General features: G+C 62.0%; 26 protein-coding genes. 13 read left to right on the plus strand and 13 right to left on the minus strand.

Going from position 1 to position 24,198, the window contains the following annotated elements:
• Positions 1-9 precede the first annotated feature (9 nt).
• Entirely contained in the window at positions 10-471 is a 462-nt protein-coding gene (locus tag HWV23_RS12665) for a MaoC family dehydratase (protein ID WP_178290762.1), read from the minus strand.
• Positions 472-555: 84 nt separating this feature from the next.
• On the opposite strand from HWV23_RS12665, the gene HWV23_RS12670 reads away from it, so the two are divergent.
• Entirely contained in the window at positions 556-1,356 is an 801-nt protein-coding gene (locus HWV23_RS12670; RefSeq protein ID WP_178290763.1) for an alpha/beta fold hydrolase, read from the plus strand.
• On the opposite strand, the gene paaK is transcribed toward HWV23_RS12670, so the two are convergent.
• Together paaK and HWV23_RS12680 are read right to left on the minus strand one after the other, a co-directional pair.
• Entirely contained in the window at positions 1,357-2,649 is a 1,293-nt protein-coding gene (gene paaK, locus HWV23_RS12675; protein ID WP_178290764.1) for a phenylacetate--CoA ligase PaaK, read from the minus strand.
• 54 nt (positions 2,650-2,703) lie between these two features.
• On the minus strand, positions 2,704-3,342 hold the full coding sequence (locus HWV23_RS12680) for a helix-turn-helix domain-containing protein (RefSeq protein ID WP_178290765.1): 639 nt from the start codon (positions 3,340-3,342) through the stop codon (positions 2,704-2,706).
• Between the two features lie 87 nt (positions 3,343-3,429).
• Between HWV23_RS12680 and HWV23_RS12685 the strand changes: the two genes are divergently transcribed.
• Genes HWV23_RS12685 through HWV23_RS12710 form a run of 6 tightly spaced genes read left to right on the plus strand, consistent with a single transcriptional unit; the run spans position 3,430 to position 6,553 of the window.
• Positions 3,430-4,371: a Phenylacetic acid catabolic protein gene (locus tag HWV23_RS12685; RefSeq protein WP_178290766.1), complete on the plus strand. Its 942-nt coding sequence runs from the start codon at positions 3,430-3,432 to the stop codon at positions 4,369-4,371.
• A complete protein-coding gene (gene paaB, locus HWV23_RS12690) occupies positions 4,368-4,709 on the plus strand; it encodes a 1,2-phenylacetyl-CoA epoxidase subunit PaaB (RefSeq protein WP_178290767.1) in 342 nt (113 codons plus the stop codon). Before HWV23_RS12685 ends, paaB begins: the two co-directional genes overlap by 4 nt.
• Positions 4,706-5,572, plus strand: a complete 867-nt coding sequence (gene paaC, locus HWV23_RS12695; RefSeq protein ID WP_178290768.1) for a 1,2-phenylacetyl-CoA epoxidase subunit PaaC — start codon at positions 4,706-4,708, stop codon at positions 5,570-5,572. Before paaB ends, paaC begins: the two co-directional genes overlap by 4 nt.
• Positions 5,569-5,982, plus strand: a complete 414-nt coding sequence (gene paaD, locus HWV23_RS12700; protein ID WP_178290769.1) for a 1,2-phenylacetyl-CoA epoxidase subunit PaaD — start codon at positions 5,569-5,571, stop codon at positions 5,980-5,982. Before paaC ends, paaD begins: the two co-directional genes overlap by 4 nt.
• Positions 5,979-6,143: a 1,2-phenylacetyl-CoA epoxidase subunit PaaE gene (gene paaE, locus HWV23_RS12705; protein WP_178290770.1), complete on the plus strand. Its 165-nt coding sequence runs from the start codon at positions 5,979-5,981 to the stop codon at positions 6,141-6,143. The genes paaD and paaE overlap by 4 nt, the downstream gene beginning before the upstream one ends.
• Positions 6,143-6,553 carry a hotdog fold thioesterase gene (locus tag HWV23_RS12710; protein ID WP_178290771.1) on the plus strand — a complete coding sequence of 137 codons (411 nt, stop codon included), beginning with the start codon at positions 6,143-6,145 and terminating at the stop codon, positions 6,551-6,553. Before paaE ends, HWV23_RS12710 begins: the two co-directional genes overlap by 1 nt.
• A gap of 554 nt (positions 6,554-7,107) precedes the next feature.
• On the opposite strand, the gene HWV23_RS12715 is transcribed toward HWV23_RS12710, so the two are convergent.
• On the minus strand, positions 7,108-7,803 hold the full coding sequence (locus tag HWV23_RS12715) for a class I adenylate-forming enzyme family protein (protein WP_211693250.1): 696 nt from the start codon (positions 7,801-7,803) through the stop codon (positions 7,108-7,110).
• Between the two features lie 77 nt (positions 7,804-7,880).
• On the opposite strand from HWV23_RS12715, the gene HWV23_RS12720 reads away from it, so the two are divergent.
• Positions 7,881-8,186: a MazG nucleotide pyrophosphohydrolase domain-containing protein gene (locus HWV23_RS12720; protein WP_178290773.1), complete on the plus strand. Its 306-nt coding sequence runs from the start codon at positions 7,881-7,883 to the stop codon at positions 8,184-8,186.
• 294 nt (positions 8,187-8,480) lie between these two features.
• Here the strand turns inward: HWV23_RS12720 and HWV23_RS12725 are convergent, their stop codons facing one another.
• Both HWV23_RS12725 and HWV23_RS12730 read right to left on the minus strand, forming a co-directional pair.
• Complete coding sequence (locus tag HWV23_RS12725) at positions 8,481-9,350, minus strand: 2-oxoacid:ferredoxin oxidoreductase subunit beta (RefSeq protein WP_178290774.1); 870 nt, start codon at positions 9,348-9,350, stop codon at positions 8,481-8,483.
• On the minus strand, positions 9,347-11,110 hold the full coding sequence (locus tag HWV23_RS12730; RefSeq protein ID WP_178290775.1) for a 2-oxoacid:acceptor oxidoreductase subunit alpha: 1,764 nt from the start codon (positions 11,108-11,110) through the stop codon (positions 9,347-9,349). The genes HWV23_RS12725 and HWV23_RS12730 overlap by 4 nt, the downstream gene beginning before the upstream one ends.
• A 185-nt stretch (positions 11,111-11,295) precedes the next feature.
• On the opposite strand from HWV23_RS12730, the gene HWV23_RS12735 reads away from it, so the two are divergent.
• Positions 11,296-11,943, plus strand: coding sequence for an FAD-dependent oxidoreductase (locus HWV23_RS12735; RefSeq protein ID WP_178290776.1), 648 nt, complete (start codon positions 11,296-11,298; stop codon positions 11,941-11,943).
• A 244-nt stretch (positions 11,944-12,187) separates the two neighbouring features.
• Here HWV23_RS12735 and HWV23_RS12740 read toward each other — a convergent pair whose 3' ends face one another.
• The 5 genes from HWV23_RS12740 to HWV23_RS12760 all read right to left on the minus strand — a co-directional run bounded on the left by HWV23_RS12740 (position 12,188) and on the right by HWV23_RS12760 (position 17,126).
• Complete coding sequence (locus tag HWV23_RS12740) at positions 12,188-13,201, minus strand: NAD(P)H-dependent flavin oxidoreductase (protein WP_178290777.1); 1,014 nt, start codon at positions 13,199-13,201, stop codon at positions 12,188-12,190.
• Positions 13,202-13,238: 37 nt separating this feature from the next.
• A complete protein-coding gene (gene mce / locus HWV23_RS12745; RefSeq protein ID WP_178290778.1) occupies positions 13,239-13,622 on the minus strand; it encodes a methylmalonyl-CoA epimerase in 384 nt (127 codons plus the stop codon).
• Positions 13,623-13,917: 295 nt separating this feature from the next.
• Positions 13,918-15,594: an acyl-CoA mutase large subunit family protein gene (locus tag HWV23_RS12750; protein ID WP_178290779.1), complete on the minus strand. Its 1,677-nt coding sequence runs from the start codon at positions 15,592-15,594 to the stop codon at positions 13,918-13,920.
• A 78-nt stretch (positions 15,595-15,672) separates the two neighbouring features.
• The gene (locus HWV23_RS12755) at positions 15,673-16,539 is read right to left on the minus strand and encodes a hypothetical protein (protein ID WP_178290780.1); all 867 of its coding nucleotides are present in this window, start codon (positions 16,537-16,539) and stop codon (positions 15,673-15,675) included.
• On the minus strand, positions 16,536-17,126 hold the full coding sequence (locus tag HWV23_RS12760; RefSeq protein ID WP_178290781.1) for a DUF7344 domain-containing protein: 591 nt from the start codon (positions 17,124-17,126) through the stop codon (positions 16,536-16,538). Before HWV23_RS12760 ends, HWV23_RS12755 begins: the two co-directional genes overlap by 4 nt.
• A gap of 449 nt (positions 17,127-17,575) precedes the next feature.
• Between HWV23_RS12760 and HWV23_RS12765 the strand changes: the two genes are divergently transcribed.
• The 3 genes from HWV23_RS12765 (at position 17,576) to HWV23_RS12775 (ending at position 20,799) form a co-directional block, all read left to right on the plus strand.
• Entirely contained in the window at positions 17,576-18,346 is a 771-nt protein-coding gene (locus HWV23_RS12765; protein WP_178290782.1) for a hypothetical protein, read from the plus strand.
• Between the two features lie 136 nt (positions 18,347-18,482).
• Positions 18,483-19,583 (plus strand): signal peptidase I, encoded by a 1,101-nt coding sequence (locus tag HWV23_RS12770; protein ID WP_281362697.1) that lies wholly within the window; start codon positions 18,483-18,485, stop codon positions 19,581-19,583.
• 43 nt (positions 19,584-19,626) lie between these two features.
• A complete protein-coding gene (locus tag HWV23_RS12775; RefSeq protein ID WP_178290784.1) occupies positions 19,627-20,799 on the plus strand; it encodes a DUF5305 family protein in 1,173 nt (390 codons plus the stop codon).
• Between the two features lie 144 nt (positions 20,800-20,943).
• On the opposite strand, the gene HWV23_RS12780 is transcribed toward HWV23_RS12775, so the two are convergent.
• Both HWV23_RS12780 and HWV23_RS12785 read right to left on the minus strand, forming a co-directional pair.
• Positions 20,944-21,639 carry a hypothetical protein gene (locus HWV23_RS12780; protein WP_178290785.1) on the minus strand — a complete coding sequence of 232 codons (696 nt, stop codon included), beginning with the start codon at positions 21,637-21,639 and terminating at the stop codon, positions 20,944-20,946.
• Positions 21,639-22,247: a DUF7344 domain-containing protein gene (locus HWV23_RS12785; protein WP_211693252.1), complete on the minus strand. Its 609-nt coding sequence runs from the start codon at positions 22,245-22,247 to the stop codon at positions 21,639-21,641. Before HWV23_RS12785 ends, HWV23_RS12780 begins: the two co-directional genes overlap by 1 nt.
• Before the next feature lie 311 nt (positions 22,248-22,558).
• On the opposite strand from HWV23_RS12785, the gene HWV23_RS12790 reads away from it, so the two are divergent.
• On the plus strand, positions 22,559-24,139 hold the full coding sequence (locus HWV23_RS12790) for a VWA domain-containing protein (protein WP_178290786.1): 1,581 nt from the start codon (positions 22,559-22,561) through the stop codon (positions 24,137-24,139).
• Positions 24,140-24,198: the final 59 nt, after the last annotated feature.

The following is a 24,198-nucleotide window of genomic DNA, read 5'->3' on the forward strand; positions in this document are numbered from 1 at the left end:
ATCGCGGCGTCAGTTCTGTTTCTTCACGAGGAACTTCATGTCACCCTCGAAGACGACGGTGTCTTCCTGGTTCTCCATAACCGTATCGAGGACGACGATACCCGCGTCGTCCCGACTGTCCAGGTCCTTGCGGTTCGCGACCTCGATTTCCAATTGGAGGGTGTCACCGATGGTGACGGGGTTCGGAAGGTCCATGTAGTTCATACCGAGGAACGCAACGGCGGTGCGCTCGACGATGCCCGTCCGGTAGACGAACCCGGTCGCCTGGACGAACGTCATCGGGCCGTGTGCGATGCGTTCCCCAAACTGCTGGTCTTCCGCGTACTCCTTGTTCGTGTGGAGCTCCGTCCAGTCGCCGCTCAACGCCGAGTGCATCATGAAGTCGGACTCGGTGACGGTTCGACCGACGCTGATGAACTCCTTTCCTTCTTCGAAGTCCTCGAAGTGGTGTGGCTCGTAACTGTATGCCATACGCCTCATATTCCCGACCTGTGGTAAATAAGTCTTGTCGTGAGCGTCGAAGCGGCTATGTAGGTGGCTTCGATAAGCGGCACTATGCAGATTCCTGAGAGTTGGCGTTCTCGCCATGCGACCGTCAACGGCTGCCGGCACCACTACGTGACCGGTGAGCGTACGGATCGCCGAACGGTCGTCGTCGCGCACGGGTTTACGGACAACTGGCAGTGTCTCGCACCCCTCGCCGCGACCTTCAACGAGACGTACGACGTCGTCCTCTACGATGCACGCGGCCACGGGCTCAGCGAAGCCCCCGCGGACGGCTATGACGCGGCGACGATGGCCGACGACCTCGCCGCGCTCTGCGACCACCTCGACGTCGAGCGACCCGTGTTCTACGGCCACTCGCTCGGGGCGGACTCCGTTCTCCGGGTCGCGTGCCGGCCGGATTTCAACCCGCGAGCGCTCGTCCTCGAAGACCACCCTGCACAGCTGTTCGCGGTGCTCGGTGACGACCACCTCCACGAGAAGCAACAGGAGCTCGAAGCGTGGGGGACCGCAACCCACGAGGACGTTCGACAAACGTTCGAACAGCGCGGAAACGCGTTCGCAGACGCACTCGCGACCGCACGCAAGCAAGTCCGGCCCGCGATCATCGGCGTGACCCGTCGAGGGTTCGAGCCACTCACTGATACTGCGCCCAGTCCGCCGTGTCCGAGCCTCCTGCTCCGCCCCGACCCCGACATCGCGCCGTACACGAACCCTGCGCGTGACTGGACGGACGACGATGCCGTCCGCCACGTCGTCGAGGAAGCGGGCCACACGGTGTTCCGAAACGCACCCGAGACCTGTCGGTCCCTCGTCAGGGACTTCTTCGAAGAGAACGGCCTACCGTCCTGACTACTGTTCGCGGTGGTCGTAAACTCGCTTTACCTTTCCCGTCTCCGTGCGTTCGATACCGCCAGGCTCCGCGATTTCGATCTGGTCCGGCGTGAACGACAGGACGTTCGAGAGGCGGCGCTTGATGCGGCCGCGCAATTCGTCGGTCTCGAACGACGCGTCGGGCTCGCGTTCGACCTGCAGTTCGAGTCGGTCGAGGTTGTTCTCCCGGTAGAGGTCGATCCGGTAGAACGGTGCGACTTCGTCGAACTCGAGGACGACGTCTTCGATTTCGCTCGGGTAGAGATTGACGCCGCGGACGATGAGGAGGTCGTCGGCGCGACCGGTGACGTTGTCCATTCGAACCATCGTCCGTCCGCACTCGCACTCGTCGTAGGTAAGCGTCGTCAGGTCACCGGTCCGGTACCGGAGCACGGGGAGTGCTTCCTTCGTAAGCGAGGTGAGGACGAGTTCGCCTTCCTCGCCCTCGGGAAGGGGTTCGCCGGTCTCGGGGTCGACGACCTCGGGATAGAAGTGGTCCTCCCAGACGTGGAGTCCATCCTGTGCTTCGTGGCACTCGTTGGAGACGCCGGGGCCCATGACCTCGGACAGCCCGTAGATATCCACGCCCGTGATATCGAGGCGCTCTTCGATCTCGTTGCGCATCGGCTCCGTACAGGGTTCGGCGCCGAAGATGACCGTCGAGAGTGGGAGATCACGGATATCAATGCCGTGTTCTTCAGCCGTTTCAGCGAGATAGAGGGCGTAGGACGGCGTACAAGTCAGCGCGTCGCTCTCGAGGTCCTCGAGGAGTTCGATCTGACGCTGGGTCTGGCCACCGCCGATCGGAATGACGGACGCACCGAGTTCCTCGATACCGTTGTGGACGCCGAGCCCGCCCGTGAACAGCCCGTACCCGTACGCGTTCTGGACGGTATTCCCGGGAGAGACGCCGGCCGCGGTGAGCGACCGTGCAACGACTTCGCTCCACACGTCGAGGTCATTCTGGGTGTAGCCGACGATTTTGGGCTTTCCGGTCGTTCCTGAGGAAGCATGAACTCGCCGGAGGTCGGCGTCATCGACGGCGAAAAGGCCGTCCGGATACTCGTCGCGGAAGTCCTCCTTCGTCGTCATCGGGAGTGCCGTAATGTCGTCGACACCGTCGATATCGGCAGGCGTGACGCCTGCATCGTCGAGCGCGCGTCGATAGAAGTCGACGTTCTCATAGGCGCGTTCGACGGTTTCTCGGAGTCGTTCGTCCTGTAACTCCCGAATCGATTCACGGTCGGCTGTCTCAACGCTACTCCATGACATGTATGACCACGATATAGTGGTTATATTATTAAAATATACCGGGATCGGCAGGAGTTACGCGAACAGGTCTCGAAACAGGGAGGCTTGCGCGCGCCGGAGACGTTCGAGGAACGCGGATTTGCTGATATCGAGTGCGTCGGCTACCTTGCTGGCATCCGCCTCTCGGGGGATGGCGAAGTAGCCGAGTTCGCATGCGGTTTCGATGCTCTCGACCTGTGAGGGGGTGAGGTCCCAGCGTTGGGCAACGGGTTCGTCGTCCTCCTCTCGGAGCGGGTAGACACGCTGCAGTTGGACACCAACGGTGTCGCTTGCCGTCTCCATGACGCCTTGGAGAACCGTGTGGCCGACGACCGCGCCGGTGAGACGGGCGGCGCCATTCTGGTACTGGATGGAGTCGACGAGAAGGCCATCGCTGATGAGCTCGTGGACGATGCACGGGTGTTTGGAGAGACAGCGGAAGTTGTCGCGAGGGCCCGCAGTCGAGCGATGGAGGTATCGGATTCGGGAGTCGGTATCGAGCGCCGCGGCGAGGTCGTCTCCGGCGCTCGTGCTGAACTGGAGGAGGACGTTCCCGTCCTCGCGGAGTTGAGGTGGTTGTGCGGTCGCGGTCGCGCTGGCAGTCGCGGTCGCGCTGGCAAGTGGACAGTCATCGCCCTCGACGTCGAATTCGACGATGAGGCATTCGTCGATCATTACGCCCCGATACGCCGCACTAGTATTTAAATCCCGGATATGTGGTGGTCAATCTCTATTCGGATAGGGTCGATACACTGTATCACGATGAACATCACCGAGGTCAAAGAAAACGCCGGTCCGCGGGAGTTCGGTCCCGCGGACGACATGCCAGAGGAGTACCGCAAGGCAGCCACCCGGATGATTCAGTTCCACGCGAACAGCGAAGTTATGGGCGGCTACCTCGACAAGGAGTTCACGCGGCATGCGCCCTCTATCGACCGGAAACTCGCGAACACCGCGAAGGTCCAAGACGAGATCGGGCACGCTCAACTCCTCTTCCGGGCCGCCGAGACGCTCGGCGTCAAGACCCGCGATCAGATGCTCGACGAACTCGCGGAGGGTGAAGGGAAGTTCCTGAACTGCTTCCACTACCCCGTGGATTCGTGGTACGAGGCGCCGATGATTGACTTTTTCGTCGACGGCGGCGCGATGCGTCGGCAGGCGACGCTCAAGTCCACCAGCTGGACGCCGTACGCCCACGCGATGGATAAGGTCTGCTTCGAGGAGGGGTTCCACGTGAAACACGGCGAATCCATCCTTCGCGAACTCATGCAGGGGTCGAAAGCCACGCAGGAACGCGTCCAGGAGACGTTCGAGACGTGGTGGCCGCGCATCCTCCAGTTCTTCGGTCCGACGAACGACGAGTCCGTCCACGATGATTTCGCCCAGAGCGTCGGGCTCAAGACCACGACGAACGACGCGCTCCGAAACTCGTTCCTGAACATGTACATCCCGAAGGCCGAGAAGTACGGCCTCGAAATCCCGGACACGCCGCGCATCTACGAGCGCGACGACGGAACCATGGCCGTCCGTGAGGAGGACCTCGACTGGGACGAGTTCTGGACCATCTCGAAGAACGAGTACGATGGCTCGAAAGAACAGATCGGCTCACGTCGCCGCCGACAGGAGGCAGTCGAGTGGGTGCGGGACGCGCTCGACACGTGGGAGTCGACCGACAGCACGCGCATGGAGGTCGCACAGTCATGATCTGGGAAGTGTTCCGCCAGGAGTCCGCCGGGGATACGTACGAACACGTCGGGAACGTCCACGCTCCGGACAGCGAATTGGCGGAGCAGTTCGCCGAAGTCCAGCACGCCCGCCGTATGCAAACGAACAGCCTCTGGGTCGTTCCTGCGGACGAAATCAGCGAGGTCGGCGCGCAGGACGCGGCGTTCGGCGGTCGCACCGACAAGTCGTACCGGTGGGCGATGACGTACAACGATATCGACGCGTCGTTCGCCGAAGAAGTCGCGGACAGCGAGGAAGAACAGCGCGAGGCCGCGCGAAAACGCCGCGAAGCGCTCGCGGAGGAGGGTGACGCATGAGTCCCGCCGCTGGCACCCTCGACCGCGACGACCTCACGCCCGAAGAGCAGGTCGCGCTCGAACGCCTCCTGTTCCGTCTCGCCGACGACGAGTTCGTCCACGGTGAGCGGCTGACCGAGTGGCAGATATTCGCGCCGACGCTCGAGTCCGACCTCTCGCTTGCGAATATCGCACAGGACGAGTTCGGTCACGCACGCCTCTGGTACGACCTCCTGCAGGAACTCGGATACACGGAAGCGGAGTGCGTATGGGAGCGTCCCCCGGAGGACTGGCGACATAGCGTCCTCGTCGAACGACCGTTCGACGAAGGGAATTGGGCCGACGTCGTCGTCCGGAGCTACCTCTACGACGTCGCGGAACGCATCCGTCTCGAAGCCCTGGTCGACACGAGTTACGCGCCGCTGGCAGACCGTGTCGGGAAAGCACTGGACGAGGAGTCGTACCACCGCGAGCATGCGCAGAACTGGCTCGAACGGCTTACCGCCGATTCGGACGCCCACGACCGGGTTCAAGCAGCGCTTGATGACCTGTTTGCCCCCGCCCTCACCCTGTTCGTGCCCGGCGAATACGAGGAGACGATTATCGAGGCCGGATTCCGTACCGCTACGGCCGACGAGATGCGGACGGAATGGCTCGACACCGTCAGCACGTTCCTTACCTCGCTCGACCTCACGGTGCCGGACGCGCCGTCGCCCGGTGTTGACGTTTCGGACGCGGACGCGCTCGCAGAACTCGACGCGCACGGTCGCGATGGCAGCCACACGGACGCGTGGGCCGACCTCTACGAGGAGTTCACCGCGACGTATCGCGAACTCGACCCGGGTGCGCCGGCCCGACTGCGGTCCGAAGGGGTGACACAATGACAACGAACGCGCCGCTTGATGGCGGGAAAGCCTGCGCATACACGGACTACGAATCCGGCGACGTTCCGGCCGAGTACCCCAAGACTGGTGCGGATGCGACGGGCACGGAAGCCGAGGTCTGGGAGGCGCTCCGCGAGGTCGAAGACCCGGAGATGCCGGTCAGTATCGTCGATCTCGGCCTCATCTATGACGTGACCGTGGAAGACGAACAGTGCACGGTCGAGATGACGCTCACATATACGGGCTGTCCTGCTCGGGACATCCTCCTGAACGACGTGAAGTGCGCCGCCGAGACGGCGCGGTCGGTTCAGGACGCGGAGGTTCGGCTTCGGTTCACGCCGGAGTGGACGGTCAACATGGTGACCGAGGCCGGCCGAGACGACCTCCGTGAGTTCGGGTTGAGTGTATGACTGTCGACCCGAGCACTGCCACGGCGGACGATAATGCGACCGTGGAGTGTCCGTACTGTGGGTCGACGGACACGGAGCGAGAGCACCCGAAGGGGCCGTCGCTCTGCCGGTCGATGCACTTCTGTGCCGACTGCCAGCAGCCGTTCGAACGGTTCCATTGATGACCACGAACGACGACGTGGACGCGGCGGTCCGGGACCGCATTGAGAGTGATCCGTATTGCAATCGTCTCGGGATCGACATCGTGGCGCTCGACCCCGGCGTCGCTCGTGCGGAACTCACACTCGAACAGTCGCACTGTAACTTCCACGGAACGCCACACGGCGGAGCGATCTACTCCCTCGCGGACGCCGCGTTCGCGGCGGCATCGAACGCCAGTGGTGAGACGGCGCTCGCACTAGAGACGAACATCTCCTATCTGGATACGGTTGATGTCGGAACGACCATCACGGCTACCGCGGAGCGGGACCACGGCTCCTCGAAAACAGGGACCTACGACGTCCGAGTTGAGGGCGATGGGGAGGCGATTGCGGTCTTCCGAGGACGCGTCTACCGACCCAACGGGGGGTGACACGGCACCCCCTGCCGACATAAGAACTGGCTTTCCTGATTTCTTGGCTGTTGCGACGGAATCGCCCCACTCTGCGATAACGGTACGAGCTCGTCATTTCCAGATTGAATAACAGTGTTAGCTTTGTTTGTATTGGCGGTACTCGTGTGGGAGTCGAACAGATCACGATCTGGACCGTACCGGGGTTGTCTTTCCTCTCGTCAACCGCTTATTCGAGCAGTGTCCTATGTCGGTTTACACAACGTCTTACGCTTATGTATCCATGCGTTTCAGATTGTGAAAATCATATAATAGAACGTTATATGGGTTACGTTGGCGGGTGTTGGTAATGTTACATCGGTCGGAGAAGAATACGAGGACGACAAATCCGAACGGCAGAATATCTCGATCACTTACTAGCTATCCGGTACAGAGTGAGTAACCCCATCGCGGACGGTAAACAGCAGCGTCGAATTGTCAGGAACCGCTTCGAGCCCCGCGCTGCTCGCCAACCATTGGAGGTTCGTAGCGGCCGGCGGGATTTCGGTTCCTGTCCTGCGACGGTGTTCGTGGTCTCAGCCCTCGAAGAAGGAGCCGGTTCTCACGTCGCTCTTCTCGCCGCCAACGACGAGGTCGCCGGTCGATTCGGTCCCGAGGACGATAGCTCCGCCGGCGAGAATCGGCGCGACGAGTCCGGCGGCGACGACGCCGGGGTCGGTAAACGCCCCATGGACGGCCACCTCGTCGCCGCTTTCGAGTCCGGCCTCGTCGATAACGTCTTCGGCGGCCGTGAGTATCTCCCCGTGGGTGTACGTCCGTTCGGCGGTCGCTACGAGCGGGTCGCCCGGTTCGACGCGGTCCGGTGGCTGTGTCGGGTTCTCGCTCCAGACGTCCCGCTCGAAGTAGGCGACCGAGGGGTCTTCGGAGCGACTGCCGTACGCGATGATTTTCGTCCCCGGTTCCGGGTCGTGAGTGTCCACCTCGGGTTCGGGGACGACGAGTGCTTTCGGACTTCCCCCGGTCGAATCGAAGCGGACGACGGCACCCAGCAACGCCGCCCCGTAGAAGGTCAATACCGGCTCGGGAAGGGGGTCGTCGGCGATGCCGACACCGGCGCCGCCGCGGACGCCGTGGTGGCGGAGGAAGTTGCCGACCTTCCACGCGCTCGTACAGAACCGCCGATAGTCGTAGCTTCGTCCGACGGTCGGGACCCGAAGTGCGGTGGCCGACGAGCGGCGGTCGCGGCCGATGGCGTCGCCGAGTACGTCCATACGACGCATTCGGCCCACCGAGTCAAAAGCGCCTCGCGTCCGGCCGGGTTTTTACCCTCGGCCACACACCGGCATCTATGGACGCCCAAACTCGTGTCGCGGAGTTCGTCGAAGCCAACGACCTGCAGGCTCCCGCGGCGTACCGCCTTCTCGATACGGTCTCGGAACTCGGTGAAGTTGCCAAGGAAGTCTGTACCTCGACGGACTACGGAAGCGACCCCTCCGCTGTCGACGCTCCCGAGGACGAACTCGGCGATGCACTGTTCGCCCTGCTGGCGCTCTGCGAGGAACTGGACGTTGATGCCGAGGAAGCGCTGGAGACGGCGCTCGGCAAATACGAGAACCGCATCGACGAGAGCGGCGACGCTGGAAGCGGCCAGTAGCGAGCAGGCGGAACGCTTCGGGCTGGCTCGATGCCCGTTCCTCGGCGGCGGTGCTCCGCACAACGGCCCAGACCTGCCGCCGACTGGTAATTATGTCACGGGCTGTCTGGTCGCGTTATCGCTTATAAATAAACGGGAGAAGCATACGTGAGCGCGCCGGACGCGCGCGAACGTTTCACCGCGCGAGCAAAGCGAGCGCGGGACCAAGGCCTGACCGTAGGGAAGGCCGCCGTGTCTTTTTCATGAACATTTTTGCCGCGAGGGCGCCGCAGGCGCCCGAGCGTGCAAAAAGGTTCAGTAGAACTCGCGAACCAGGTCCATCGCGTCGTCAGGCGCGCCGTCCGGAATGTCGGTCATCGGCTCGGTGACGCCTTCGCGTTCCTCGAAGCCGACGGAACTGTCGTCCTGGTAGATGACGCCCTGATACTCCTTGTCGCGGTCCAGGATGAGGTCCTTTGCGGCGTCGTAGTCGGAGGGGTCGTGGTCGAAGTCCTCGTCGCCGACGTCGACGATGGCATCGCGGAAGTAGTCGTAGGTGTCGACGTCGTTGAACGTGACACACGGCGAGTAGACGTTCACGAAGCCGAAGCCGTCGTGCTCGATGGCCTCCTGAACGATTTCGGCGTGTCGCTGGGAGTCCGAGGAGAACGACTGGGCGATGAACGTACCGCCGGCAGCCAGCGCCAGTGCAAGCGGGTTGACCGGCTGCTGGTGGGTGCCGTCGGGGGAGGTCGAGGTCTCGAAGTCCTCACGCGAGGTCGGCGAGAACTGGCCCTTGGTTAGGCCGTAGATGCGGTTGTCCATGACCACGTAGGTCATGTCGACGTTCCGGCGGACGGCGTGGACGAAGTGGCCGGCCCCGATGGAGTAACCGTCGCCGTCGCCGCCGGCGACCATCACTTCGAGGTCGGGGTTGGCCATCTTCACGCCCGTACCGACCGGCAGCGCGCGACCGTGGACGCCGTGCAGCGCGTAGCTGTGCATGTACGTCCCGATCTTGCCGGAACAGCCGATACCGGCGACCACGAACGTGTTGTCGGGGTCGTTGCCGGTGTTGGCCAGGGCTTTCATCATGCCGTTCATCGTGCCGAAGTCACCGCACCCGGGACACCAGGTGGGCTGCTTGTCGGACTTGAAGTCTGTGAATCGGATATCGGAGCTCATGCTTCCACCTCCGTGGTTTCGCCGAGTTCTGCTTTGATGTCTTCGGCGAGTTCGTCCGCGTTGAAGCGGACGCCGTTGTATTTGTTGATGCGCTTGACGCGACTGAGCGCGTCGTGTTCGACGAGGTCCGCGAACTGCCCGGTCGCGTTACACTCGACGACGATGGTCTCGTCGGCGGCCTCGATCTCCTCGCTGAGGTCGGGTCGCGGGAAGATGTACGGCACCGAGAGGAACCGCACGTCGATGTCGTCCTCTTCGAGGAAGTCGATGGCTTCGAGCATCGGTCCCTCGTTGGACCCCCACGAGATCACGAGCGTGTCGGCGTCTTCGTTGCCGAACTCGCGGTAGTCGAAGTCCTCGCGTTCGCGGGCGGTCTCGACCTTTCGGTCGCGCTTTTCGACCTGTTTGACCCGCATCTCGGTGTCCTCGGTCCGGCGACCGAGTTCGTCGTGTTCGAGGCCCGTCGACATGTGGGCACCGTCGGTGGTGCCGGGGAACGAACGCGGCGAGATGCCGTCGTCGGTGAGCGCGTGGGGCTTGAACTGGCCCTTCTCGTTGGTCCACTCGTCGATGTTGTCCTCGTCGACGACCTTGCCGCGGTCGATTTCGACCGCGTCCATGTCGAACTCGTCGGGTTCGAACGTCTGTTCGGTGACCGCAAGCGAGAGGTCCGCGGTCAGGTAGACGGGTAGCTGGTATTTCTCGGCGAGGTTGAACGCCTCGACGGTCTTGTGGAAACACTCCGCGATGGTGGTCGGCGCGAGCACGAACCGCGGCACTTCGCCGTGGCCACCGTAGAGCATGGCGTTGAGGTCGCCCTGCTCCTGCTTGGTCGGCATCCCCGTCGAGGGACCGGAGCGCATGACGTTACAGATGACGAGCGGCGTCTCCGAGGTCGCGATTAGCCCGAACGTCTCGGTCATCAGGTCGATACCCGGACCGGACGTGGCGGTCATCGAGCGTGCGCCGGCGCGGGCGGCACCGAGCGCCATGTTGATGGCCGAGAGTTCGTCTTCGGCCTGTACGACGACGCCGCCGTAGTTCTCGACGCGGCCCTTCATGTACTCCATCACGTCCGTCGCGGGCGTGATGGGGTAGCCGGCGTAGAACCGACAGCCGCCGGCGATGGCGCCCATCCCGATGGCCTCGTCGCCGTTCAGTAGGACGTAGTCGTTGTCCGTGGTTTCAAGGTCGTACGGCGTCGTGAGGTCGAACTCCTCTTCGACGTATTCGGCGCCGAGACGCGCGGCCTTCTTGTTGTTCTCGACGATGGCCTCGCCTTTGTCGCCGAAGCGCTTTTCGAGCGACTCGTCGAGGTATTCGATATTGAAGCCCGTCACCGCACAGGCCGCACCGAGGGCGACGATGTTGCGCATAATGGCGCCACCGGCGTCCTCGGCGAGGGCCTTCAGCGGGACGTCGAGGCCCGTGGTCTCGCCGGGGGCCTCGAAGTCCTTCATCATCGTCCGCTCGCCGTCGTAGATGATGATGGAGTCTTCGTGGAGCTCGTCGAGGTTCTCGTCGACGGTCCGCTCTGTGAGCGCGATCAGGATATCGAGTCTATCAACGACACTCTCGACGCGGTCGACCGACGTCCGTACCTTATAGGCGGTGTAGCCGCCTCGGATTCGTGAGGCGAAGTCCTTCGAGGTAAAGACGTGGCGCCCCGCACGTGAGAGCGCCTGGGCAAAGATCTTCCCGGTTGAGTCGATCCCGTCGCCGGCCTCCCCGCCGACGGCCCAGTTGAGGTCCTCTGGCATACTACGTTCGGCTTCTGCGCGACGCACGTTAAGCCTTCTGAATATTGCCGCAGTTGAGTGGTTTTCCGGTTTCTCGCCCCGAACGCCGACGTTAACGATTAACGGCACGGAACCGACGACCGGTTTATCCTTCGTCCCGAGTACCTTCGAAAACGCCTTCCCTCCGGCGCGGCGCCTAGTCGAGTATGGACCCTATCGAGACGACCGTCGCTGCCGTCCGCGATGTCGGCCCCGACGCCGTCGCTATCGACCTCGAAACCCCCGAGGATTTTTCGGCTGAACCCGGCCAGTTCGTCAAGCTCTCGACCGAAATCGACGGTGAAACCGAAGCCGGCTTCTACACCGTCTCCTCGCCTGACACCGACGAGACCTTCGAGTTCACCATCTCCTACGACCCCGAGGAAGGCGGCGCCTTCAGTGAATACCTCCTGAGTATCGAGGCCGGCGACGCCGTCACCATCACCGGCCCCTTCGGCAGCGACTACTACGAGGGCGAAGCACGCGTCGTCGTCCTCGCTGGCGGGCCCGGCGTCGGCCCCGCCGTCGCCATCGCCGAACGCGCACTCGCCGACGGCAACGAGGCTGCCATCGTCTATCGCGACGACAACCCACTCCACGAGGACCGCCTCGCCACCATCGCCGGCACCGGCGCGGACGTCTTCATCCTCAACGAATCCGAGCCGCTCACCGCCGCCGTCGACGAGGTGCTCACCAACGACGCAGGCGAACAGGTCTTCATCTACGGCTTCGCCGACTTCCTCGAGGACGCCAACAACGCCATCAGTGCGGCCGGGGGCGACCCCGACGAGGCGAAGGCTGAGAACTTCGGTTGAAACTTTTTGCACGGGCGCCTGCGGCGCCCGGCAAAAACTTTCATGAAAAAGACACGGCGGCCTTCCCTACGGTCAGGCCTTGGTCCCGCGCTCCCTTCGGTCGCGCGGTGAAACCGCTCGGCGCTACGCGCCTCGCGGATGCTTCCCCTATTGCTTGTATAGACAGCCGAAATTCGTTGCCTGTTGAGAGTGCCGAAACCTCTTGCTTGTGTAGACTGCTGAAACTCGTTGCCTGTGAAGTCTGCTAGTCGATGAAGTCTGCCGTCGCTTCGATTTGCGCTTCGGCTTCCTCGACCAGTTCTTCGACGACTGCTCCTGCTGGCTGTATTTCGTCGGTCAGGCCGCTGCTTTGGCCCGCATAGAGCGCGAGGGCTTCGAGGTCTCCCTCCACACCTTCCATCGGCAGATCGTCGCCGTAGCGTTCGATTGGGTAGCCGCCCGGATATTCGGCGATGACCTCTCCCTCCCCGGGACGGTCGCCGGACTGCGGACGGCCGGCTTCCTCCCACGATTCGACGGTGCTGTTGCGGATGACGCGATGGGGCATCCCCTCCCAGCCAGCGTCGAACAGTTCCGAATAGAGGGTGTCGGTCTCGTCGGCTTCGACGATACGCTCGCGGTAGAGCGATTCGACGGCTGCCTCCTCGGTGGCAACGAAGCGGGTCCCGAGCCACGCACCATCGGCACCGGCGGCGAGGACTGCGGCGACACCTCTGCCGTCCGCGATACCACCGGCGGCGATGACCGGGACGTCGACCGCGTCGTCAACGCGGGGCACCAACGGGAGGGTGGCCACCTCGCTTTGGACGTGGCCGCCGGCTTCCCAGCCCTGCGCGACGACGGCGTCAGCACCGGCGTTTGCGGCCCGTTCGGCCTCCTCGGCGCTTCCGACGGTCACCAGAACCTTCGCCCCTGCGTCGTGTACGCGGTCGATGTAGGGTGCTGCGTCACCGAACGAAAACGAGACGATGGGGACGTCCGCCCCGAGGACGGCGCCGAGGTGGTCCTCGGTATCGACCTCTTTGGCATCCGGGTCCAGTACGATGTTCACGCCGAACGGGGCGTCGGTTAATTCACGAGTCCGCTCGACGAACTCGGCGGCTTTCTCCGGCGGGCGCCACGTCACCGCGAGCGTGCCGAGGCCGCCGGCGTTGGAGACGGCCGCCGCGAGTTCCGGACGGGTCGCGCTCCCGATTGGTGCCTGCACGATAGGGTGGTCGATGCCGATGATTTCACAGAGGGGCGTCGACAGAGTCACGTCCGGGGGTCGTTCGAATGGCGAATAAATCCCTGGCCTAGTGTTCGACGAATTCGGTGAGGACGCCGCCGGTCGACCCGGGATGGAGGAAGGCGACCTGATGGCCCCACGCCCCGCGGCGCGGTTCCTCGTCGATGAGGTCGACGCCGACGTCCTCGGCGGTTTCGAGGGCAGCCTCGATGTCGTCAGTCTCCACCGCGATGTGGTGGAGCCCCGGGCCGTGTTCGTCGAGGTACTTCGAAATCGTGCCTTCCTCCTGCGGTTCGAGCAACTCGAAATAGCCGTTGTCGAGTCCGAGGAACATGACTTTCAGGTCCTCGAACCGCTCTTCGTGGACGATTTCGCAGTCGAACAAATCCTCGTAGAGGAATGCCAGTCCTTCGGCGTTGTCGGTGGCGACGCCGGCGTGGTCGAAGCGCATATCCGAGGCGTGGCGGGCCGGCGGCAAATAGTTCGTGTTCCTTAGACGGGGTGCTTCTCCTCGTATGGCTTGACCCCCGCTCCCCACGTAGATAAGTATCCGCGGAGTGGGGCGCTTGAAAAGCGCCCCCGAGGCGGTTCCCGGCGACGAGCGAAGCGAGTCGCCGTAGCGAGAGCCGACTAACGCGGCCCGCAGGGCCGCGGCTGGAGGCTCTCACGCATATTTTCCCCACGTTTTTGCCGAGAACCGGGGTCGCGGCAACGCCGCGACCCGCGTTCTCGTGCAAAAAGTGGCTTCAGATACCAGCGCGGTACTCACCGAAGACGTCTCGCAGGGCGTTACAGATCTCGCCGGTGGTCGCGTAGGCCTTCACCGCATCGACGATGTAGGGCATGACGTTCTCGTCGCCCTCGGCCGCTTCTTTCAGGTCCGCGAGGGCGGCCTCGACGGCCTCGCTGTCGCGGTCCTCGCGGAGTTGCTGGACGCGCTCGCGCTGCTGGCGCTGTTCTTCCTCGCTGACCTCCTCGATGTCCTCTTTCGGTTCCTCGTCGACCTGATACTCGTTGACGCCGACGATGATGCGCTCGCCCGACTCGATTTCGCGCTGGCGCTCGAAGGCGACATCCTGAATCTGGCCCTGCACGTACTCGTTTTCGACGGCTTTGCGCATGCCGCCGCGTTCCTCGACCTCGTCCAGAATCTCGAAGGCCTCTGTTTCGAGTTCGTCGGTCAGCGCCTCGACGTAGTAGGAGCCAGCAAGCGGGTCGATGGTGTCGGCAGCACCGGATTCGTGGGCCAGAATCTGCTGGGTCCGCAGGGCGGTCCGCACTGACTGTTCGGTCGGCAGCGAGAGCGCTTCGTCCTTGCCGTTGGTATGGAGACTCTGGGTGCCGCCGAGTACCGCTGCGAGCGCCTGATAGGCCACCCGGACGACGTTGTTCTCGACCTGCTGGGCCGTCAGTGTCGACCCGGCGGTCTGGGTGTGGAACTTCAACTGCTTGGAGGCGGGCTTTTCGGCGTCGAACCGCTCGTCCATCATCTTGTACCACATCCGGCGGGCCGCCCGGAACTTCGCGACCTCCTCCAGAATGTTGTTGTGGGCGTTGAAGAAGAACGAGAGTTGGGGAGCGAACTCGTCGACGTCGAGGCCGGCATCGAGTGCGGCTTCGACGTATTCGAGGCCGTCCCCGAGCGTGAAGGCGAGTTCCTGTGCGGCGGTCGCGCCCGCCTCGCGGATGTGATACCCCGAGATGGAGATGGTGTTGAAGTTGGGCACCTCATCGGCGCAAAACTCGAAGATGTCCGTGATGATGCGCATCGACGGCTCCGGCGGGAAGATGTAGGTGTTGCGTGCGATGTACTCCTTGAGAATGTCGTTCTGGATGGTCCCCCGCAACTCCTCGCGGTCGACGCCCTGCTTGTCGCCGACGGCAATGTACATCGCTAGCAGGACGGACGCGGGCGCGTTGATGGTCATCGACGTCGAGACCTCGTCCAGCGGGATACCGTCGAAGACGGTCTCCATGTCGTCCAGCGAGTCGATGGCGACGCCGGCCTTGCCGACCTCGCCTTCGGCCATCGCGCTGTCGGAGTCATAGCCCATCTGCGTGGGGAGGTCGAAGGCCATCGAGAGGCCGGTCTGTCCCTCGTCCATGAGGTAGTTGAACCGCTCGTTGGTCTCGCTGGCCGTGCCCATGCCCGCGTACTGGCGCATCGTCCAGAGGCGGCCGCGGTGCATCGTCGAGTAGACGCCGCGCGTGTAAGGTTCCTCGCCCGGGAAGCCGATGTCCTCCTCGTAATCAAGGTCGGCGACGTCGGCTGGGGTGTACAGCGGGTCGACCTGCTGGCCGCCGGTATCGGTCGTGAACTCCTCTTTGCGCTCCCCGAAGCGCTCGACGGTTGGGCCGTAGGTGTCGTCTTTCCAGTCCTCGTGGCCCTCCTGAATGGCTTCGAGGTCGTCGGGGTCGAACATTGTCGAAGAAAGGGGGCGGGCGGGGCTTAAGGGTTGGCGAGTCACGCCCCGATATGCGGCTAACCCCTCGATGGTCAGCTACAATGAGGGAAGTATGTCAATAAGATCAGATCGGCTCAGGCGTCCGTCCTTCTCGACACCGCTACCAGTTCCGGTTACTTTCCATCTACCGTTGGCTTTCTGGAGGCCGGGATGCACGTAGGTCTTGTCGACTTCCCCAATGTAGATGGCCGCGAACGAGTCCTGTGACTCACCGAGGTTTTTCGGTTGAAGTGTGGTGTTTCCGCCGATACCAGAGAGGGTTTGGCTCTCTACTAGGTAGGGAGTTCGATCGTCTTTGTCCAGTAGCCATGCATCTATCGTCATCGTCGAGACCCCTGATGCGGTGGTGAGTCGAACGTTCCCTGCACCCGTAAACCGAAGCGACTGGATGAGGTTATCAGTCGTCTTGGGACATTCGACTCGGATGTCTCGGCTTTCGGTCGTCTCGATCGAGACGCCGGTCCCGGAAACAGCTACGTCGAAATATACGGTCGCGGTTTCCGTTTCGAGGCGAACCGACGAACACTCGATATCGACCAGTACATCTCCACTTTCCCCAATATCGAGGATGTCGGGAACATGACTTAGTTCGGCTTCGACGCCGTCGTCGGTTTCGACATCGATTTCGAACTCGTCGACCGTGAGCGCGACACCGAACTGGTTCAGTAATTCGACGAGTCTCTCCTCGTAGTCGGAACGAAGGGTAGTAGGCTCGACATCGTTCGGTGGTTCCTCAACCGCGAAATCCTCGTAGAGAAGACCGAGAAAGGCGTCTTCATCGCCGACAACATCGACGCTCACGTCCCGCTCGACTTCTGCCGAAGTGAAGCCGTTCGAGCCGATCACCAGACTCCCACTCGCGGTAAATGCTCCCATCGAGGCGAGGACGCTTCGTCGTTTCATTCCTCGCTCACCTCGTACTTCTCCGAGCCGATTCGGTTCCGGGCAGCGTCGTAGGTGTGAACCCCGGCCGATACCGCGAACAATACGACGAGAATAACAGCCAATCCAAGTCCCGAAAGTTCGACGAATGGATACACCCCCAACCACACGGCAGCAGCGAGCGCCGCTCCGACTGCCGAGAGCCCGAGGTAATACTCGCTCCACGGGATATCGTTGCTCGGAACGAACTCTAAATACATCTGTACTTCGCGCGCGTCCTCGGTCAGTTCCACCTCCCCGCGCATGTGTTCGTACTCGATGATGCCTGCCTCTTCGAGCTTCGGCAGGTGGTTCTGGCGGAGGGCAGTGTAGACGCGCTTGCGTTCGCTACTGTCGATTTCGGCGGTCGATATGTCGTTCTCCCAGGCTGTGACGTGATCGACGAGTTCACGCAGTTCTACGCGCCGCCCATCGTGTTGCTTGAGATAGTGCAGCGCACAGCGGCGCCGATCGTTACTAAGTACCTCGAAAACCTCGTCGCGCGGTAGCGACGACCTGTTCTCGGAAGGTGCCAACGACTCGGAGATAGATGTCCCTTTCAGACTCATGTTTCCCCACCCAAGGGTCGATTGCGTCTGACGTACGTCGCCTTAATTAAACCCTATGGTTGTTTTGTGATATGAGTGGTGGCGTGATGTCTGAAATGCCGCCGCACTCTGTCGGTTTCTGAGTGTTTGTACTTAATAAGCCGGTAATCTGACGGTTGGATTTTATATATGGGTGAGCAGAGGCTTGTAACGGGATTTCTCGGTGTCGGAGAGTACGTAAAATCGGCGCTAATGGTTGGTTAAGTGACTTCACGGGCTGTTTCAGCCTGAGGCTGTGTGTGATTCAGTCCTTTCGTGTCGGTTCGCAGGTCGGGGCTGTGTTCGTTTCTGCCAGTGCATACAGAAGGGGGTTCCACTACTGGGGGTAGGTAAGCGCGGAGCCACTGACGCCCGGTCGGTCGAGGTGAGGTGTGGGGGCGTGGGGCCGCGCGAAAACAAGGTGAAACAACATGGAACGACGCAAATTCTTGATCGGTATGGGATCGCTCGCCGCCGGCTCGGCGGCCGTAATGGGTACTGGTGCCTTTGAGTCAGTTCAGGCTGAACGGGCAGTCAATGTTAATGTTGAGGGCGACGCAGGTGCCTACCTTCGGTTAGACGCGAATGATGATTCTGAGTTTGTGAACAATAATAGCCCGCTGTCATTTGATTTCTCACAGTCTCTACAAGGTGGCGGGTCTGGTGTGAATAACAACGGTACGACGGAATCACGCCCAGGGTTCACGATGGAGAACCAATTTGAGAATACGATGCATATTGAAGCACACAACCCGTTGGCCAACAGTGACCTAAGTGACGGCGGGGTTGATTTCCAACTTATAGCGGTTCGAGATGCTACCAAAGGTGTCGGCTATGGGTTTAATGGCCGTTTGAACAAAGGAGTGATTTTTGATCGGACTGAACCCATTGAAATTGTCGGTGGAAAAACCGATGCAGCTAACCCGGCGACAATCAGCCCCTATCCAGGAGATTCAACGTCTGGAAAGGGACTCCAAGGAAGCATGTGGTCGGGTAATCCCGGCTCGTATCCCGGAAGTATTGGAAACAACCCGAGGTATATCACTCTTGATCCTGGCCAATCAGTCGATGTGATTGTCCGTGTGGTTGCCAACAACGCAGATGTAGGCGAAATTGGAGGGGAAGTACAATTTGAAGCATTCGAAAAAGAGAGTAGCACTACGATTAGTGAAGGATATCAGCCTCCCCAGCCACAGTCCTGAACATTTCAAAGAGGTTCTATTGAATTCGGATAGCACCAAGAGAAACCGTCAGAGTTGTATCCTCCGGTGAAACGTTTTTGTTAATAACCGCTGAGACTCACAATACGTGTCGCTTCGACGCTACGCCACCTGGGGGGTGGAGATTCTTCTAATAGTGGTACTTATATCCCTCATTGCGGGCGCCGCCCTCGGCCAGCCGATACTGCTGTCCTTCGTCGAAACGGGGAGCATGGAGCCGACGATGGAACCCGGCGACGGCTTCATCGCGGTTCCATCGCCGGTCGCCGGCGAAATCGACGAGGGCGACGTCATCGTCTTCGAGGCCCAGAACCTCCACGGCGGCGGGCTGACGACCCACCGCGTCGTCGGCGAAACCGAATCGGGGTACATCACACGCGGCGACGCCAACCCGTTCACCGACCAGGACGGGCAGGAGCCACCGGTAACGGACGGCCAAATCGTGGCCGTCGCCTTGCAGGTAAACGGCGACGTCGTCGTCATCCCGGAACTCGGGACGGTGGCCGAGACGATGCGAGGGGTCGTCGAAGGTCTGCAGTTCCGGTTGGCGCAGGTATTCGGCACCCGGGCGTTCCTCGGGACGCAAGGGTTGGCGCTGTTGCTCTCGGGGATTGGGCTCGCGGTGCTTCTGTTCGGAGCGCTCTTCGACGACGAGCGACGGAAACGAGCCGTCAAGCGAAGCCGGAATCGGGAAGGGGTCTATAACCCACGCCGGTTGGTCCTTGCCATGGCGATATTCATCGCGCTCGTGTCGGGCGGGACGATGGCGGCGATGTCGGACACGCAGGAATACGGCATGGTCAGTGCCTCCTTCGATTCGGAGAACCCGACGACGGTACCGACCGGCGAGGAGAGCGACCTGACGTATCCCGCGCTCAACGGCGGGCAGTTGCCAGTTTATGCCTTCTATTCGCCGGCCAGCAGCAACGTCGACGTCGAACCGCGGTCGATGCGGATGAACCGGGGTGAACAGGAGAACGTCACGGTGACGCTTCAGGCGCCGCCGGACACGGGCTATTATCCCCAGTACGTCACGGAACACCGGTATTTCGCGGTGCTTCCCTTCGGTCTCGTCGCGTGGCTCTACGGCGTCCATCCGTGGCTGCCGACGATCGCGACCAGCGGAGTCATGGGCGGGGCCTTCCTCGTCGTGGGGCTGCTGGTGGTCGGTGCCTCGCCAATCCGGACGCGGGAGCGTTCGCGCGGTTCGTGGCTGTAAGCGGTGGAAATCCTTTTATTCCCCTGCCACAATCAGCCTGATAATGGGACTGTGGGGGGTTCGTGTGAGGGCGTCGCTCGATGAATATTTCGTCGTCGCAGTCGTGGCGCTGCTCGTCTTCGGAGCGATGGGTGGCGCGGCTGCCTACACAGCACACCTCGACCCTGGAACCGAAACGCGGACACAGGAGGTCGGCGCCTGGGAGTCGACGGCCGGCTACGACCATCAGGCGACGGTCACCGAGGCAAACCAGGTGTACCCGATCGGCTACCCGCTCGAAAACCGGAGCGTCTACTACACGAGCATCGCGCCGAAACTCAACGGAACGTTCCGCTACGGCTTCGCGGGCGGCGGCGAACTCGACGTCGAAGCCGAGACGACGCTCGTGCTCCGGTCGGTCGGCGAGGAGGGCGAAACTTTCTGGGAGGTGACAGACACTCTCGAAGAGACGTCAACCACCATCGGACCCGACGGGACGGCCACGACGACGTTCTCGCTGAACGTCTCCGAGGTGCGTGCCCGAATCCAGTCTATCGAGGAGGACCTCGGCGCCTCGCCCGGAGCGACACAGGTCCGGGTCGTCACGAACGTCACCGCGGCGGGGGCGGCCGGCGGTGCCGATGCCAGCCACGAGACGGGCTACGTGCTGTCGATAGACCCCGGTTCAGATACGTATAGCGTCGAAGGGCCGAGGGGCGAGACCGAACGGCACCCCCACACGGGAACGGTAACCGTCGAGCGGGAATACGGGCCGCTTCGGAGCCTCGGTGGCCCCGCAGTGCTGGTGTTGTCGCTGCTCGGTCTGGTTGCCCTCGGCATCGCGCGCGACCAGGAGATGCTCGCCGTCAGCGAAGCCGAACGCGCCGCGCTGGCCGCCGAGGCCGAACGCGAGGAGTTCGAGGAATGGATTTCGACCGGCCGCGTCCCCGAGACGGTTCGGTACCGGGATGCGGTGGCTGTCGACTCGCTGGCGGACCTCGTCGACACGGCTATCGATAGCGACCGCCGGGTCGTCCACGACCCCGCGGACGACACCTACCACGTCATCGACGACGCGCTCCGATACGAGTACAGCCCCGACCCGCCGGTCGACGTATCGGGGGAATCCACCGACGGGAGCGTCGGGGGACCGGAGGACCGGACACAGTCGAACGACGGAGTCGACGCCGAGACCGATTCTCAGCGGGAAGACGAGCCATCCTCCTCCGAAGCATAACCTCGTCGCATCCACGAGATTGATGCCGATGCCGGATTAGCGGGTTCAGAACCGAGGGCCGCTATCGTCTCGCGAACGGGTCGCTGAGCGAGGAACGGTCAGTGAGTCGATTCTCCGGACTGCACGATGCTGCTTGGGGCCCTCTCAAATCGCTCGGTTTTCTGTCGTACCGGTCACGTTTTCGCTCGCGTCGGCCGCCGGATGTTGGAGTCCGGGCGGGTCGACAGGTAGCGCTGCTGTATCGATACCGTCACCGCCGGGAGAACACTCGACTGTCGTCTCACGCGATAATTCTCCGGTGGTGTCCGGTTCAGGCGATTCCACGCCGAGCGCGACTGTAGCCGTCGTCTCCGATGGAGCGCGTATCGCGGCGGTTACGTTCCCATCGCCGGTCCGGGACAGCACGACTGGGCACTTCACGTCGACGGTCACGTTTCTCTGCTGGCCGATATCGAGCGTATCGGCCGTCCCGGCGAGTTCGATGGCCGGATACCTATCCGCAGTCGTGACTTCGGACGTGACGGATAACTCGGCCGGGAACCGGTTCGTAACCGTCGCTATCGGCACGCCCTCGTAGACGAACACGACGACTGCGCTGGTACCCGACTCGCTCGTGGCGATATCGGTGTTCGTCTCGACCCGGTCGACCCCGTCGGCCGGTGTCACCTCGACGCCGTGGACCTGGACGCCCAGAAGTGCCTCGGAATCGTCGACGACCGTCACGGTCGCGTTGCGGTCGGCGTCGTTCGCGCTAAACCCGCCGCTGGCGACGACGAGGGTGGCCGCCCCAGTAACTATCAGGAGAGTCACTACTCGCCGGAGTGCGATTCGGCGTGTCATCACTCCTCCAGTTCGTATTTCCCGGTTCCGAGGCGCTTGACTGCGGCCTGACGCGTGTGTATCGCTGCCGAGAGACCGAACAGGCCAGCGAGGATGGCGGCGAGTCCGAGCCCGGATAGCCCCCCGAAGGGGTAGACGTTGAGCCACGTCGCGACGACGAGCGCGGCGCCGACCGCCGACAGCCCGAGATAATACTCGCTCCACGGGATGTCGCCGCCCGGGACGTACTCCAGATACAACTGCGCTTCTCGGAGGGCATCCGTTAGCTCTACGTCCCCGCGGAGGTGGTCGTATTCGATAAGTCCCGCGTCTTCGAGCTTCGGCAGGTGCGTTTGTCGAATCGCCGAATAGACGCTCTTGCGTCTGTCGCTATCGAGCCTGTCGATCGACGTATCATCCTCCCAGGCGGCGACGTAGTCGACTATCTCTCGGAGTTCGACCCTGCGTCCTTCACACTTCTTCAGATAGTGGACGATACACCGCCGCCGAGCGTTACAGAGCACCTCGAAGACCGCCTCGCGTTCGAGACCGCTGCGTTCGAAACTGTCCCAGGGCTGGTGACCCTCGTTTATCGGGAGTACCTCCCCAAACTGACTGCCTCGTTTCATACATTCAATCCCCACCCAGGTAGGTAATCTCTCACAACTCCGGATAAATCAGTTTCGTCCGTTCACGAGATTATAATAAAGGGGCGGATATAGCCGGTTCCTCCTCCCTATCTAAAACACACTATGACGGCGAGTAACGTCCGATTACTCATAGTGAGGTTCGATTTCCGGTCGAACTGCGCTGCCACAACACCGGGTTTGCGCTGATAACGGTCGCATACCCGTTCTCAACGGCTCGGTTCGAGGGAGAAACGCTCCGGTGGGATTCGGTGGGGCGGCAAATACCAACGTGGGTCCTCCACGACCATCCCATGAGCGTGCTCCACGGAGCGTGCGCACGCGAACGAGGCTATACCATGGAACGACGCAAATTCCTACTCGGCGTGGGGGGTGCCTCTCTCGGTACCGGCGCACTGGTCGGTTCGGGCGCGTTCTCGGCGATGCGGGCCGAACGCACCGTCTCGATCGACGTTGTCGAGGACCCCGGCGCCCTCGTTGGACTGGATAGCTGTCCCGGCTCGGATAACGCGATGTATTCGGGAGTCAACGAAAACGGCCAGCTGTATATCGACATCTCCGAGGAACCGAACGAAGGGGATGGCGTCAACGGCGATTCGCGCTACTGGTTCCACGACACCTTCCAGGTCTGCAACCAGAGCGACCACAGCATCTGCCTGTGGGTGGTCGAACACGAGGGCTGGCCCGAGACCAGCGACGGAAACCCACGAGTGGATTTCTACCTCGGGGACAATCCCGACGAGTCGATTCTCGGCGCCGCGAACGCCCACGAACTCGGCTCGGGTGAGTGTACGTGTGTCGGTATTTACACGAACACGCTCGGACTCACGTCGGCGGACGTCGACACGCTGCTTGAGAATCTCGACGACGAGATTTCGATTCGTGCGAATGCCGAGTGTCCTGATGTGGAAGATGAGCCCGGTCAGAGTGGGCCGGAGTGTCAACCCTGTCAGGTCTCGGAGAGCGACGGCACCGAGGACTTCCTGACAATCGAGAACCTCGATGCTGGGAACTTCCCTGAGATTACCGCGACGGCGCGGGTCGAGACGGATGATGGTGGAGACGGTGACTTGACTGCGAACGATTTCGAGGTGTGTGAAACGTTCGGCGGCGACAACTTCGGACAAGACTCGACGGTGGCGTTCGCAGGCGAAGACGAAAGCGCTGAAGCGGATGTGATGATTGTCCTGGATACGTCCTCGTCGATGACGTTCGAGTCCGGAAAGTTCCAGAACGCCAAGGACGGGGCAAAGACACTCGTCGATACCTTAGGTCCGGGCGTCAACGTCGGTCTGGTTGAGTTCGAAAGTTCCGCGACGTTGGTAACTGGTTTGACATCCGATCACGGAAGCGTCAAAACGGCCATCGGAACGCTTACTGCCGTTGGTGGAACCGACGTCGGATCCGGTATCGACAGAGCGCAGACCGAACTTGACAATAACGGTCGTGATGTCCCGAGATACATGGTTGTGTTGGGTAACGGTGACACCAGCGGTGGTGAAATCCCGGCGAACAACGCGAAGAACGAGGGTACGACCATCTACGGAATAGCATACGGGACGGGGGCATCCTTGAGCGCGTTCGAGTATATCGTCGGTGAAGTTCCGACTGGCCGAGATCCCCAAGATTCGGTCCCGGATCTAGACGAAGACCGATCGGATCCTGATTGGGAAGATTACGCATACGATGCGGGTACAGACGACATCGCCAGTATCTTCGAGGACATTGGTGAGATAATCTCCGGGACCTACTCGATCACGTACACCACCTGCAATCCCGATACCGACGGGTCGATGCGCGACGTGCTGGTGCACGTCGATGACCCCGAAGGCGTTTCGACGGCGACCGAATCGTACACAGCACCGTCGTCCTGACGCGACCCTCTTTTTCGGCCCCGTGTGTCGAGCGGATGTCGAGCCAGCCCCCGTCGACC

The organism is Natronomonas halophila (genome assembly GCF_013391085.1).
GTDB classification, from domain to species: Archaea; Halobacteriota; Halobacteria; order Halobacteriales; family Haloarculaceae; genus Natronomonas; species Natronomonas halophila.

Excerpts from the sequence above, each read along its gene's own strand:
- HWV23_RS12665 (WP_178290762.1), bottom strand. The coding sequence starts at position 471 with ATGGCATACAGTTACGAGCCACACCACTTCGAGGACTTCGAAGAAGGA.
- HWV23_RS12670 (WP_178290763.1), top strand. The coding sequence starts at position 556 with ATGCAGATTCCTGAGAGTTGGCGTTCTCGCCATGCGACCGTCAACGGC.
- paaK (WP_178290764.1), bottom strand. The coding sequence starts at position 2,649 with ATGTCATGGAGTAGCGTTGAGACAGCCGACCGTGAATCGATTCGGGAG.
- HWV23_RS12680 (WP_178290765.1), bottom strand. The coding sequence starts at position 3,342 with ATGATCGACGAATGCCTCATCGTCGAATTCGACGTCGAGGGCGATGAC.
- HWV23_RS12685 (WP_178290766.1), top strand. The coding sequence starts at position 3,430 with ATGAACATCACCGAGGTCAAAGAAAACGCCGGTCCGCGGGAGTTCGGT.
- paaB (WP_178290767.1), top strand. The coding sequence starts at position 4,368 with ATGATCTGGGAAGTGTTCCGCCAGGAGTCCGCCGGGGATACGTACGAA.
- paaC (WP_178290768.1), top strand. The coding sequence starts at position 4,706 with ATGAGTCCCGCCGCTGGCACCCTCGACCGCGACGACCTCACGCCCGAA.
- paaD (WP_178290769.1), top strand. The coding sequence starts at position 5,569 with ATGACAACGAACGCGCCGCTTGATGGCGGGAAAGCCTGCGCATACACG.
- paaE (WP_178290770.1), top strand. The coding sequence starts at position 5,979 with ATGACTGTCGACCCGAGCACTGCCACGGCGGACGATAATGCGACCGTG.
- HWV23_RS12710 (WP_178290771.1), top strand. The coding sequence starts at position 6,143 with ATGACCACGAACGACGACGTGGACGCGGCGGTCCGGGACCGCATTGAG.
- HWV23_RS12715 (WP_211693250.1), bottom strand. The coding sequence starts at position 7,803 with ATGGACGTACTCGGCGACGCCATCGGCCGCGACCGCCGCTCGTCGGCC.
- HWV23_RS12720 (WP_178290773.1), top strand. The coding sequence starts at position 7,881 with ATGGACGCCCAAACTCGTGTCGCGGAGTTCGTCGAAGCCAACGACCTG.
- HWV23_RS12725 (WP_178290774.1), bottom strand. The coding sequence starts at position 9,350 with ATGAGCTCCGATATCCGATTCACAGACTTCAAGTCCGACAAGCAGCCC.
- HWV23_RS12730 (WP_178290775.1), bottom strand. The coding sequence starts at position 11,110 with ATGCCAGAGGACCTCAACTGGGCCGTCGGCGGGGAGGCCGGCGACGGG.
- HWV23_RS12735 (WP_178290776.1), top strand. The coding sequence starts at position 11,296 with ATGGACCCTATCGAGACGACCGTCGCTGCCGTCCGCGATGTCGGCCCC.
- mce (WP_178290778.1), bottom strand. The coding sequence starts at position 13,622 with ATGCGCTTCGACCACGCCGGCGTCGCCACCGACAACGCCGAAGGACTG.
- HWV23_RS12750 (WP_178290779.1), bottom strand. The coding sequence starts at position 15,594 with ATGTTCGACCCCGACGACCTCGAAGCCATTCAGGAGGGCCACGAGGAC.
- HWV23_RS12755 (WP_178290780.1), bottom strand. The coding sequence starts at position 16,539 with ATGAAACGACGAAGCGTCCTCGCCTCGATGGGAGCATTTACCGCGAGT.
- HWV23_RS12760 (WP_178290781.1), bottom strand. The coding sequence starts at position 17,126 with ATGAGTCTGAAAGGGACATCTATCTCCGAGTCGTTGGCACCTTCCGAG.
- HWV23_RS12765 (WP_178290782.1), top strand. The coding sequence starts at position 17,576 with ATGGAACGACGCAAATTCTTGATCGGTATGGGATCGCTCGCCGCCGGC.
- HWV23_RS12775 (WP_178290784.1), top strand. The coding sequence starts at position 19,627 with ATGGGACTGTGGGGGGTTCGTGTGAGGGCGTCGCTCGATGAATATTTC.
- HWV23_RS12780 (WP_178290785.1), bottom strand. The coding sequence starts at position 21,639 with ATGACACGCCGAATCGCACTCCGGCGAGTAGTGACTCTCCTGATAGTT.
- HWV23_RS12785 (WP_211693252.1), bottom strand. The coding sequence starts at position 22,247 with ATGAAACGAGGCAGTCAGTTTGGGGAGGTACTCCCGATAAACGAGGGT.
- HWV23_RS12790 (WP_178290786.1), top strand. The coding sequence starts at position 22,559 with ATGAGCGTGCTCCACGGAGCGTGCGCACGCGAACGAGGCTATACCATG.